This is a genomic window from Psychromonas sp. KJ10-5 (assembly GCF_055808325.1).
The window spans coordinates 201,700-213,326 of sequence record NZ_CM147864.1 but is presented as its reverse complement, the minus strand read 5'-3'; the positions used below and the strand labels follow the sequence as shown (position 1 = coordinate 213,326).

Sequence of the window (11,627 nt, the reverse complement as noted above, 5' to 3'; positions counted from 1 at the left end):
ATGAACATCAAAGAGGCTTATCAACAAAGAATGAATGCTCAATGGGGACATTTAGTTGATTACTGGTATCCGTTGATTGAAGTGAAAACCTTAGATAAAAAATCAATCACCAAGGTACAAGCCTTTAATGTTAATTACCTTGTCTGGAAAAATGAGCAAGGTAAGGTTAGTGTATTTTTAGATACCTGCATCCATAAACAATCCCCACTCAGTGTCGGACATTTGGCAAAAGAAACATTAACTTGCCCTTATCATGGCTGGCAATTTGATCATCAAGGTATTTGTATCAATATTCCCTACTCTAATGATCCGAGCGATTGTAGCAATAAACAATTATTAACAATTCCATCAAAGGTTGAAGGTCAACTTGTTTGGTTCTTTCCAAATGGAAATACGCCCAATGCAGAGATTAATAAAAGCACACAACCACACTGGCAATATTTGCCTAAAGATCTCATTAAAACAGAAGTGTTTGAATGTAATGAACAAGCTTTGATTGAAAACTTCATGGACTCGCCACATACCAATTTTATTCATTCAGGCTTAATACGAAAGCAACAAAAATTAAAAGTCCGCGACATTGCTATTTATTTAGATAAACAACAAACGCTGTACGTCGATCATTTACCAAGTAAGGAATCACTTGGACCATTTAATTGGTTTATTAATCCTCAAAATAATCCAATTCACCATCAAGATATTTTTGTAACGCCAGCTCATGTAGATATTCAATATCAATTTGAAAAAAATAAAACCAACTTTAGAACGCAAATAAGCATCTGTCCTATTGACCCGCACACCACGCGCGCTTTCTTTAAAGTCAGCAGTCAATTCAAACGCTTCAACCCTATTATTCGATTTGGTCTTAAATGCTTTTTACCTATTATCTTAAAACAGGATAAAAAGATCGTTGCTTTACAGGCTAACAACCTTTCAAAATTGACACACTTTAACGGCCAATTTATTCCTTATGATATTTACAGCTATCAAGTAAAGCTATTACGCGAACAAGCCAAAAACAAACAAGCCGCACATGGTTTACTTACCTCAATTCACCAAACGTCATTAAAATTGTAGGTTTTATAATGAACAATTTTTTTTCTACCATTATTTACTCAGCTGCCAATGAAGACCCTAACTCTGAATTAACAACTTTACAGTTAACCGCTGACGATACTGTATTAACTATTACCGGTAGTGGTGCAAGAGCATTGGACTTACTAATTGCCAATCCTAAAAAAATAATCAGTGTTGATATGAATAAAACCCAAAACTTTTTATTAGAATTAAAATGTAGCGCTTATAAAAACCTCAACTACCCAGCTTTTAAAAAATTTATTGGGCTTAAAAACTGCAATCAACGTTTAACAGTTTATGGAACACTAAAAGGTGATTTAACAGAAGAAGCTCAACGATATTGGCAAGCAGAGCCTAAGAAAATAGCTAACGGTATTCTATATTGCGGCGTCTGGGAGTCTTACCTTTTAAAGTTATCGTGGTTAACTCGTTATCGCTCCAAGCTAATCAAACAGCTTTTTAATGCCGATTCACTGCAAACACAGAAAAAGCTATTCAAAACACAATGGAATGGATTTTTATGGAAGCAGTTTGTCAAAATATTAAACGTGCGTTGGATTTGGAAGTATTTACTAAAAGAACCGGGTATTGATTTAATTGATCCAGAACTACATATTGGGCACTACCTTGATCAGCGTCTTGAGCATATTGTCAGCACGCAAAAGGTAAATAAAAACCCATTTTTGAATTTAATTATCTTTGGAAAATACAACGAGCAGTTTTTACCGCTACATTTGCAAGCGCAGTATTTTGATACTATCAAAGCATCCATTGGTAAGATTCAACCAGTAACAATGGCATTGGACGAATGCTTAAAAACCTATCCAAATTCAATTGATGCTTTTTCTATTTCTGATTTTTCATCCTATGCAACTCCACAACAATATGCTTCTATTTGGCAATCCATAATGATCGCTGCAAAAGATAAAGCACGTGTATGTGAACGGTTTTTCTTAGTTAATTATCAACCTGAAACGATTGAAGGCGTGAATATCATCAGGAATAAAGCACTAGAGCTACAATTATTACAGAATGATCATAGTTTTATCTATTCCTTTAATTGCGCAACAATAAAGAAATAAGAAACGAAAAAATGACATAAAAAAACCAAGCTAAAAGCTTGGTTTTTTTATGTCTACTAAACAGAGGATTGATATTATTCAACTTCAGCCGTTTCAACATCTTTTTGTTGAAAGTTTTCTACTAAAGCGTTTTTAAGTACCATTGCTTCAATTTCTAAACCACACAACTCTTGATCCCAATTCACACCTGCAAACACTTGTTGTTTTTGCATGCCATCTAACCAAGATTCAAAAAAAACATCCAATGCGATACTTTGCACTTGGTAATCAGCCCACTCTTCGTTTTGTAATTTAGCGGCTTGTTTAGCATCAGACCAAAATAAGTAAACAGCTGTTGCATCTTTATTATCATGAGCGTGGCAATTTGCCCAGCCTTGGTTTTCTTCAAATAAACCAAATAACTCACCCTGTGCCGCTACTTGCTCTACAAATAACTCTGCGTTCTTTAAATACTGTTCTTTCATTAAGTTCTCTACTTGTCTTCGCTCGTTGCATCTAATTTCTTTTCTAGCTCTGCAAACTTTTCTTCCATTGCATTAAGCTTCTCACGAGTACGAAGTAATACTTGAGTTTGAACGTCAAACTCTTCGCGGCTCACCATATCAAGCTTGCCTAATTGGGCTTGTAATACTTGTTTGATTTTACGATCTATTTCATTACCAAAGCTTTTTACACCTTCAGGCATTGCGTCACTTACTTGCTTTGCGATTTCTTCTAACTTCTGTGGATTTAACATAAAAAAGCTCCTTCAATTATTAATGCATTGTAAACCGCACCCCAAATAAATTCTATGGGAATATCAACAAACTTGGTTTTTGTTAGGAAATGATTAAGCTTCGACACACTTTAAAAAGGCTTCAATCAAAGGTTCATTTAATCGGTTTTTATAACAACACACACCGAGATTAAAAGAAGCAAGTTCTCCGCTATAAGACAAACTTTGCACCCGGTCTCGCACTGGACTATTTTCCACAACAACATCTGGGGCTACGCCAACGCCACAACCCAATGCCACCATGCTAATTAAGGCTTCATGGCCGGCTACTTTTGCATAAATATGGGGTTTACCTGTTCTATTTGAACGAAACCAAGTATCAAAGCGTCGTCTTATCGCTCCATGCTCAGGTAAAATAAAGGGAATATTCTTCCAGTCAATAGGCGTTTGACTAATTAATTTAGTAACGGCACAAGGGATCGTAGGCGCAATTAATGATAATGGAATTTCGGCCAAAGGAATAAAGTGCATTCGATTAGGGAAGTTATCAGGATAAGCTGTGATTGCAAAGTCCACTTGATGTTGCATCACTTGCTCAATAGCCACCGCACTATCCCCGGTCGTTAATTTAATATCCACATGAGGATGGTTGCGTCTAAAGCGCTCTAATATTGGAGGTAAATGACTGTATGCAGCAGTTACTGAACAATATAGGTTAATTTCACCTTCCAACTCATTAGTGTCTTTCAAAATAGCATGTTTTAATAATTCCCATTGCTCAATTTGCTGTAACGCAAACTGCTTAAAAGCGACACCAGCATCGGTTAACACCACAGAACGATTATCACGAATCAATAAACTTGCCCCTAATTCATCTTCCAATCGTTGAATTAAACGGCTTAGGGTTGAGGGGCTAACATGCATCGCCAAAGCGGTTTTAGAAAAGTGTAAACTCTGGCTGAGATGCACAAATATTTGTAACGATTTATTATCCATGATCCTACTTTATTTTGATTGCACAACAGGTAAGGTTTGATTCGCGCCCCATTCACTCCAAGAACCATCATAAACACTTAATGCATCATATCCGGCGAGTTTAGCTGCTAGTGCTAAAATACAAGCAGTTACCCCAGATCCACAACTAAATACCATACGCTGCTTTTGTGGCATTAGAGCTTCAAAAATTTGTGCTAATTGATAAGCATTTTTCATTGTTTGGTTATGTAACACTTCACTAATAGGCAAGTTAATTGCTGATGGCATATGTCCAGATCGCAAACCTTTTCTTGCTTCAGGTACCTCACCTAAAAAGCGATTTCTTGCTCTTGCGTCAATAATGGCAGTCTGCTTATCATTTATTGCATCAACAACCTGCTTAGCATCGCTAATCAAATCAGCATGATAAACCGCTTTAAAATCACCTTGGTGAGCAACTTTCTCAGGTGGTTGCGTATTTAAAGGTAACCCCGCTTCTTTCCAAGCTGGTAAGCCTCCATCTAAAACCGAAACTTGTGTAAAGCCCATGGTTTTAAACATCCACCAAACACGTGGGCTAGAAAAAATACCTAAGCTGTCATAAACCACAATCACGCTATTATTGTTAATACCAAGTAGCTGAGCAGAGAGCTCAAAATGTTGTGGCGTCGGCATCATGTGCGGAAAAGCTGACTCTTGATCACAAACTTCACGATCAAAGTCAAAAAAACGCGCATTATCGATACGTTCATTTAACCATTCTTGATAACCATTGCGTTGTGTTAATGGCATGTGCCAACTGGCATCTAGTAAGATTAACTCCGGATGGTCCCTATGCTCGGCTAACCATTGGCTAGAGACTAACTCTCCTGGCAATACCAGTGAAGGCATAAAAGCTCCTTTATATACAATAAGTTAACAACTATAGGTAAAAATAGAATTACCATCATAAAGCACATCATAATAGTAAATCATTTGTCATAATATCGTGATGCTCACATTTGTATGATAAAAGTGATTCTCACTTTCAATAAACGCAATATAGTTATTGTATCATTTCATTTTACGCAACGTAACATTGCTAATATATCATTTTGCGCAATACGCCTTATGCGTTATAGTGACTCCCGAATTCAAATGACCACTTATTAAAATGTCATTTTCCCTATTAATTTATTTCGGAGTGCAGCTAACATGGCTAACTACTTTAATACTCTTCCTCTACGTGAGAAGTTACATCAACTAGGTCAATGTCGTTTTATGGATCGCAGCGAATTTGCTGACGGTTGTGAAGCATTAAAAGGCAAAAAAGTAGTTATCATCGGTTGTGGTGCGCAAGGTCTTAACCAAGGTCTTAACATGCGTGATTCAGGTCTTGACGTTTCTTACACATTACGTGCTGAAGCCATTGCTGAAAAACGTCAATCTTGGAAAAACGCAACGGAAAACGGTTTTACAGTAGGTACTTACGAAGAACTAATTCCACAAGCAGATTTACTATGTAACCTAACACCTGACAAACAACACACAGCAGTTGTTGGCGCAGTAATGCCATTAATGAAAGAAGGTTCTACACTAGCTTACTCTCACGGTTTCAACATCGTTGAAGAAGGTATGCAAGTACGTGAAGATATCACTGTTATCATGTGTGCACCTAAATGTCCTGGTTCAGAAGTACGTGAAGAATACAAACGTGGTTTCGGTGTACCAACACTAATCGCTGTTCACCCTGCAAATGACCCGCAAAACCACGGTTTAGCATGGGCTAAAGCATATGCATCTGCAACTGGTGGTGACCGTGCTGGTGTACTTATGTCTTCTTTCGTAGCCGAAGTTAAATCTGACCTAATGGGTGAGCAAACTATCCTATGTGGTATGTTACAAACAGGTGCTATCTTAGGCTATGAAAAAATGGTTGCTGACGGTTTAGAGCCATCTTACGCAGTTAAACTTATCCAATACGGTTGGGAAACAGTAACTGAAGGTCTTAAATACGGCGGCATCACCAACATGATGGATCGTCTATCTAATCCAGCTAAAATCAAAGCATTCGATATGTCTTTAGAACTTAAAGATATCTTACGTCCGCTATTCAACAAGCACATGGATGACATCATCGAAGGCGAGTTTTCTGCAACTATGATGGCTGACTGGGCAAACGATGACGTTAACCTACTTAAATGGCGTGCAGCAACAGCTGAAACTGGTTTTGAAAAGCAACCAGCTGGCGACATGGAAATTGACGAGCAAGAGTTCTACGACCACGGTATCTTCTTAGTTGCAATGGTTAAAGCGGGTGTTGAGCTTGCGTTTGAAGCAATGACTGCATCAGGTATCATCGAAGAGTCTGCATACTACGAGTCTCTACATGAAACACCACTAATTGCTAACACAATCGCTCGTAAGAAACTTTACGAAATGAATGTTGTTATCTCTGATACAGCTGAATACGGTTGTTACCTATTCGACCACGCTGCAAAACCATTACTTGCAGACTTCGTTAAAGCAATGAGCCCTGAGTTCCTAGGTAAGCCATTAACAGTTAAGTCTAACTCTGTTGATAACGCTCGCTTAATCGAAATCAACGAAGAAATTCGTAACCACCCTGTAGAAATCGTAGGTAAGAAACTACGCGGCTACATGAAAGACATGAAAACTATCGTTGAAGCATCTAACTAAAAGTCGCTTTGATAAGTTTTAATATAAGCCAAGCATTTGCTTGGCTTTTTTATACCTGCGATTAGCTAAGAAACTACGTGCCAGATGAAAACACGAAGGACATGAAAACTATCGTTGAAGCGTCTAACTAAAAGTCGCTTTGATAAGTTTAATATAAGCCAAGCATTTGCTTGGCTTTTTTGTACCTGCGATGAGCTAAGAAAATACGTGCCAGATGAAAACACGAAGGACATGAAAACTATCGTTGAAGCGTCTAACTAAAAGTCGCTTTGATAAGTTTAATATAAGCCAAGCATTTGCTTGGCTTTTTTGTACCTGCGATGAGCTAAGAAAATACGTGCCAGATGAAATCACGAAGGACATGAAAACTATCGTTGAAGCGTCTAACTAAAAGTCGCTTTGATAACTTTTAATATAAGCCAAGCATTTGCTTGGCTTTTTTGTCTCTATAACCATTAAAGTATTAAATAAAAAATGAATACGCTTTACCTCCCTTACAAAGCACCTAAAAAACAACCTGTGTTGCGATGACACCTTCAAGACTGTCTTTAATTTATAAGCCCCGCACAAAAACACTAATTTATCCTCATTTAACTACCACCTTTTAATTAATTTAACTACACTATTACTTACTGTATATTTTTATAACCTATTCGTTGAAACAAATATTATAGAGAGAAGCTAAATGTTTAAGAGCAAAGCATTAAAGGAAGAAAATCAAAAACTCAAGGATGAACTTTTTGTTCTTAAACAAGTTGGTCAAAGCCTTGAAAAAGACATGATTCATTTTTCATTAGATAAAAGTGGAAAAATAACTTCTATCAACCAGATGGCTGAGAAAGAACTTGGCTTTAATAAAAATGATATTCATGGTAAGCATTTTACCGAAATGGTCCCCGAGTACTACCGAGATACAGGTCACTTTCAAGCTTTAAAAGCGGCATTGCAGACTGGTAGTAAATGGCACGGAGCAGTACAGGCCGATAAAAACAATGGTGAATTAACTTGGCTGAGATCTATGGTTGAGCCCATTGTCGATGAACAAAATAACTTATCTTCATTTGTAGTATTCTGTACTGAACTGACACGTACCATTGAACACTCACGCCAACAGCAAGATACTTTAGCAGCCATTAATCGCTCTATGTCGACTATCGAATTTACCCCTAATGGAGAAGTGATCACAGCCAATAGTAACTTCTTACAAGGTATGGGATACCGACTAGAAGATATTAAAGGTCATCACCACCGTATGTTTTGTGATCCTGCAGAAACAAACACGGAGCAATATCGTTTATTCTGGGAAAAATTAGGTAGTGGTGAAGCTGTCTCTAATCGCTTTAAACGAATAGATAGTGGCGGTCGAGAAATCTGGTTAGAAGCTTCTTATAATCCAATTCATAATGACCGTGGTGAACTTTACAAAATCATTAAATTTGCGACTTTAATTACTTCGCAAATAGAACAAGAACAAGCTGCAATTGAAGCTTCACAAATCGCTCATCAAGTCTCTGGTGAAACACAAGAGCAATCTGAAAAATGTAAAGAAATCATCCAAGATACCATTAACGGCATGCAACAATTAACGGCTCAAATGGAAAAAGTGAGTGAGAACATCAAGTTTTTAAATGTACATTCAGAGCATATTAGTAACCTAGCAGGTAGTGTAAAAGGCATTGCAGAACAAACCAACTTATTAGCACTTAATGCAGCGATAGAAGCAGCTAGAGCTGGTGAACAAGGGCGTGGGTTTGCGGTAGTTGCAGATGAAGTAAGAAGCCTTGCTTCACGTACCAATGCGACCACAGAAGAGATCAGCAAAGTGGTCAATGATAATGTGCAACAAATGGCTGAAGCCGTCGCTTTAATCGAACAATGTAAAAGAGAAGCAAGTAATGCTTTAGAGTTCTCAACAGAGGCAGGTGTGACTATTGTTGATATACAAAATGGGGCAATTCGAGTAGTTGAAGCTATTGAACACTTTAATGAGAATATTCGTTCAGAATAATTAATCCACACAAAATAACAGTGCTTACGCCAAATATAAACGTAAGCACTGGTAGGAAAGTAGGAGTTAATTAAGCGTATTAACTTCTATTTAAACTGAAGTGGAAAGAAGTACCTTTGCCGATTTGGCTTTCTACACTAATTTCAGAGTGCAATAAACGTAATAACTTTTGGGTGATTGCTAACCCTAAACCACCATGTTCTTTTTTATCAAAGATGGCATTACTTGCTCGATAACGTGCATCAAAAATATAAGCTAATTCATGCTCATGAATCCCTGTACCATTATCGATCACAGCAAGGTGTAGCTTATTATTTTCCTCTTCACTGACTTCAATACTAATGCAACCACCTTGATGGCTATGGCGAATAGCATTATCAATCAAGTTACTTAACACACGCTCTAATTTACCAATATCCGTATATACCATATGATCACACTGCTCAGGCGCAATGGTTAATTTCAATTGTTTGTCTTGCAAGCGATGTTGAAACTTAGCCACAATATCATGTAACAATTCAGGTAACGGGAAACTCTCTAACTGCAACGTGACCTGCCCACCATCTAAATGTGCTAACTCAAAGATTTGATCAACCAACTTTTTTAGTTGATTGGCATTTTTAAACGCAATATCAATAAAGCGCTGATGTTGTTCTTTATCTAACGTATCACCGCGTAACTGAATGGTTTCTAAGTAACCTTGCAAAGCTGCTAATGGCGTACGTAAATCGTGGGAAAGATCCGTTAGCATCTCTCTTCGGGTTTTATCAATGGACTGCAGCTGCACAAATTGATAATTAATTTGCTCAGCCATCTCGTTAAAGGCATCACCAAGTTCATGGATCTCATTATGCTTTGCTGCTGGCCATTGCTGTAACTCTACTTTGTTCTTTTCAAAACCGGCTTTTTTAAAAGCACGAATGTTATTGGTTAATTGTTTCAAAGGATTAGTTAAAATACGTAATAAAATAATCGAGACTAAAAAGAAAGAAACCACTACACCTAATATAAAAATTACAGATTGTGAGCGAAGTAAGTCAGACTCTACATCTGCAAAAGCTGAGTCATAGGCTTGACCGCCGATGATCACATATAAATACCCTTGTAGATTTTCACCGTTATAAATCGGTGCGGCTGAGAATATTTTTTGTTGTTCACTATCACGGGGATCATCACCATAGATAGGCAATGATTTTTTACGATTTATAAAATCCACTAACGGCGCGACATTAATATTCTGACGCTTAATGGCACTCTTTTCAGCAGAATAACTAACTAACTGGCCACTTGGAGAAATGAAATAAAATTCAAAGCTAGGCCCTAAAATCATTAAACTATGAAATAGGTTTTTTAAAGCATCTTGGTCATAAACTCCCTCTTTTAACAACGGGTTATCATGACCTAGATGTTCGGCAAGCTCTAAGTGAAGGCGCTGTTCAGCTTCATGGTGAGAGGTTTTTTCTAATGTAGCAGACCACCAAGAAACCACACAAGTGATCGCAATAAACAGCAGTACCAAAGCAAGGGTCATGCGTTGATAAAGTGACACCTTCATTAAGCGACACCTTCCGGACTAAATTTATAACCGACACCAAAAACAGTTTGGATGATATGCGGAAACACTTTGTTGTTTGAGTTGGGTTGCCCAGCCACTAATTTATTACGTAGTCGGTTAATATGTGAATTCACTGTGTGTTCATAACCACTGTGTTGATATCCCCACACTTTATCCAACAATTGAGTACGGGAAAAAACTTGCCCAGGGTGTTGAGCCATAAAGCTTAATAGGTCAAATTCTGTAGAAGTAAGATCTAAACTCTGTTCCCGCAACACCACTTCATGAGTGCGTTGATTTATCATCAACTGACCATGACAAATTACACTGCTTTCTACCACTGGATCTTGCGCTTGATTATTTTGTAATAGATGAACACGGCGTAATAAGGCATGTACTCGAGCTTGTAACTCTCTCACGCTGAAGGGTTTTGCCATGTAATCATCGGCTCCTAATTCGAGGCCTAATACACGGTCTAATTCAGAGGTTCTAGCGGTGAGCATTAAAATAGCTTGCTCTTGCTTTGCTTCCCTTACTTTACGACAGACATCTAAGCCACTACAGCCAGGTAAATTAAGGTCTAACATCAATAATGAGTAGTCATTTTCTAAAGCTTGTTGAATCGCGTCTTCGCCATTATCACAATGTGTTACTTCTAACCCAAGGTCTTGCATATTGACCTTGATTAACTCTGCAATATCTTGGTCATCTTCTACAATTAAAATACTATCTGCCATTTTCAACTCTCTAAGAAAAAGACTTATTGAAGGCTAATCACCAATTAAGCTTATAACAATCAATAAGTCATACTAGTTTATCTGGTACGAGTGATAGTAACGGACATAACAGGGTTATCGAACTTTTGTTGGTAGGTTAACGCTGATGTACTTAGGCCATCATCACTACTCACAATCCCTGGGTGCATTGTCACTATATCTATATCATCTCGCTCAGCATTAAAGGCTTCGCCAGCAGTACCATCAGGAGAGGCTGCATTAGAAGCGGGACCAGGAACAGTATCTACAGTTTCTGTATTTGCTTCAGTACCTGCATCATAAGCAACTGTTTGATAAGTTACAGAATCATTCAGCGCTAAATCTGTTAAGTCCACTTGGTTGAGACCGGTGAAAGCATCATTACTATTTCCTAACATGCTCACAAATGACAAATATTTTACATTATCAGTATAACTCACTGTAATTGTCGTAGATGTCCCATAAGTAATACCGCCACTAGCACTAGCTGAACTGAGAATAAAACGAGTGTCACTTAATATGCCACTTGCATCTCCTGACTCTGCTAATAGTTCTAATGCCTCAGAAGCAGACTCACCAACAGTAAACAGAGCACCTGTATCATGTAATAGTAATGACGGTGGTGAAATAGGCTGTCCGTTAGTTAAATTTTTCAGTACAACTTCGTACTCAACTGGAGTTTCGATGACAGTCACTGTGTCAGAATCATCATTACATGCCGCTAACGTTAACGCGCCAACGGTAGCAATAGCGACTTTAGAAAATTTAATCATAAAGCCCC

The 11,627-nt window shown here is 37.8% G+C and carries 11 protein-coding genes and 1 pseudogene; 5 read left to right on the top strand and 7 right to left on the bottom strand.

What is annotated here, in order from left to right:
- Together AC0L3W_RS01060 and AC0L3W_RS01055 are read left to right on the top strand one after the other, a co-directional pair.
- Positions 1 to 1,077: a Rieske 2Fe-2S domain-containing protein gene (locus AC0L3W_RS01060; protein ID WP_409439876.1), complete on the top strand. Its 1,077-nt coding sequence runs from the start codon at positions 1 to 3 to the stop codon at positions 1,075 to 1,077.
- An 8-nt stretch (positions 1,078 to 1,085) separates the two neighbouring features.
- A complete protein-coding gene (locus AC0L3W_RS01055) occupies positions 1,086 to 2,159 on the top strand; it encodes a DUF3419 family protein (RefSeq protein WP_409439877.1) in 1,074 nt (357 codons plus the stop codon).
- 74 nt (positions 2,160 to 2,233) lie between these two features.
- On the opposite strand, the gene AC0L3W_RS01050 is transcribed toward AC0L3W_RS01055, so the two are convergent.
- The 4 genes from AC0L3W_RS01050 to AC0L3W_RS01035 all read right to left on the bottom strand — a co-directional run bounded on the left by AC0L3W_RS01050 (position 2,234) and on the right by AC0L3W_RS01035 (position 4,740).
- Complete coding sequence (locus AC0L3W_RS01050) at positions 2,234 to 2,623, bottom strand: DUF2750 domain-containing protein (RefSeq protein WP_409439878.1); 390 nt, start codon at positions 2,621 to 2,623, stop codon at positions 2,234 to 2,236.
- Between the two features lie 8 nt (positions 2,624 to 2,631).
- Positions 2,632 to 2,895, bottom strand: a complete 264-nt coding sequence (gene ubiK, locus AC0L3W_RS01045) for a ubiquinone biosynthesis accessory factor UbiK (RefSeq protein WP_290039904.1) — start codon at positions 2,893 to 2,895, stop codon at positions 2,632 to 2,634.
- Positions 2,896 to 2,988: 93 nt separating this feature from the next.
- Positions 2,989 to 3,870, bottom strand: coding sequence for an HTH-type transcriptional activator IlvY (ilvY, locus tag AC0L3W_RS01040; RefSeq protein WP_290039905.1), 882 nt, complete (start codon positions 3,868 to 3,870; stop codon positions 2,989 to 2,991).
- Between the two features lie 9 nt (positions 3,871 to 3,879).
- Positions 3,880 to 4,740, bottom strand: coding sequence for a sulfurtransferase (locus AC0L3W_RS01035; protein WP_409439879.1), 861 nt, complete (start codon positions 4,738 to 4,740; stop codon positions 3,880 to 3,882).
- Between the two features lie 303 nt (positions 4,741 to 5,043).
- On the opposite strand from AC0L3W_RS01035, the gene ilvC reads away from it, so the two are divergent.
- From ilvC to AC0L3W_RS01020, 3 genes and pseudogenes are all read left to right on the top strand, one after another.
- Complete coding sequence (gene ilvC / locus AC0L3W_RS01030) at positions 5,044 to 6,528, top strand: ketol-acid reductoisomerase (protein ID WP_290039907.1); 1,485 nt, start codon at positions 5,044 to 5,046, stop codon at positions 6,526 to 6,528.
- Between the two features lie 685 nt (positions 6,529 to 7,213).
- Positions 7,214 to 7,993, top strand: a pseudogene (locus AC0L3W_RS01025) (PAS domain-containing protein); the annotation flags it as partial.
- A 108-nt stretch (positions 7,994 to 8,101) separates the two neighbouring features.
- A complete protein-coding gene (locus tag AC0L3W_RS01020; protein ID WP_473575044.1) occupies positions 8,102 to 8,536 on the top strand; it encodes a methyl-accepting chemotaxis protein in 435 nt (144 codons plus the stop codon).
- Positions 8,537 to 8,615: 79 nt separating this feature from the next.
- Here the strand turns inward: AC0L3W_RS01020 and AC0L3W_RS01015 are convergent, their stop codons facing one another.
- The 3 genes from AC0L3W_RS01015 to AC0L3W_RS01005 all read right to left on the bottom strand — a co-directional run bounded on the left by AC0L3W_RS01015 (position 8,616) and on the right by AC0L3W_RS01005 (position 11,619).
- Positions 8,616 to 10,091, bottom strand: coding sequence for a sensor histidine kinase (locus tag AC0L3W_RS01015; protein WP_290039909.1), 1,476 nt, complete (start codon positions 10,089 to 10,091; stop codon positions 8,616 to 8,618).
- Positions 10,091 to 10,828, bottom strand: coding sequence for a response regulator transcription factor (locus tag AC0L3W_RS01010; RefSeq protein WP_409439880.1), 738 nt, complete (start codon positions 10,826 to 10,828; stop codon positions 10,091 to 10,093). Before AC0L3W_RS01010 ends, AC0L3W_RS01015 begins: the two co-directional genes overlap by 1 nt.
- Before the next feature lie 77 nt (positions 10,829 to 10,905).
- Complete coding sequence (locus AC0L3W_RS01005) at positions 10,906 to 11,619, bottom strand: spondin domain-containing protein (protein WP_409439881.1); 714 nt, start codon at positions 11,617 to 11,619, stop codon at positions 10,906 to 10,908.
- Positions 11,620 to 11,627: the final 8 nt, after the last annotated feature.

Excerpts from the sequence above, each read along its gene's own strand:
- AC0L3W_RS01005 (WP_409439881.1), bottom strand. The coding sequence starts at position 11,619 with ATGATTAAATTTTCTAAAGTCGCTATTGCTACCGTTGGCGCGTTAACG.
- AC0L3W_RS01035 (WP_409439879.1), bottom strand. The coding sequence starts at position 4,740 with ATGCCTTCACTGGTATTGCCAGGAGAGTTAGTCTCTAGCCAATGGTTA.
- AC0L3W_RS01015 (WP_290039909.1), bottom strand. The coding sequence starts at position 10,091 with ATGAAGGTGTCACTTTATCAACGCATGACCCTTGCTTTGGTACTGCTG.
- ilvY (WP_290039905.1), bottom strand. The coding sequence starts at position 3,870 with ATGGATAATAAATCGTTACAAATATTTGTGCATCTCAGCCAGAGTTTA.
- ilvC (WP_290039907.1), top strand. The coding sequence starts at position 5,044 with ATGGCTAACTACTTTAATACTCTTCCTCTACGTGAGAAGTTACATCAA.
- ubiK (WP_290039904.1), bottom strand. The coding sequence starts at position 2,895 with ATGTTAAATCCACAGAAGTTAGAAGAAATCGCAAAGCAAGTAAGTGAC.
- AC0L3W_RS01010 (WP_409439880.1), bottom strand. The coding sequence starts at position 10,828 with ATGGCAGATAGTATTTTAATTGTAGAAGATGACCAAGATATTGCAGAG.
- AC0L3W_RS01060 (WP_409439876.1), top strand. The coding sequence starts at position 1 with ATGAACATCAAAGAGGCTTATCAACAAAGAATGAATGCTCAATGGGGA.
- AC0L3W_RS01050 (WP_409439878.1), bottom strand. The coding sequence starts at position 2,623 with ATGAAAGAACAGTATTTAAAGAACGCAGAGTTATTTGTAGAGCAAGTA.
- AC0L3W_RS01055 (WP_409439877.1), top strand. The coding sequence starts at position 1,086 with ATGAACAATTTTTTTTCTACCATTATTTACTCAGCTGCCAATGAAGAC.
- AC0L3W_RS01020 (WP_473575044.1), top strand. The coding sequence starts at position 8,102 with ATGCAACAATTAACGGCTCAAATGGAAAAAGTGAGTGAGAACATCAAG.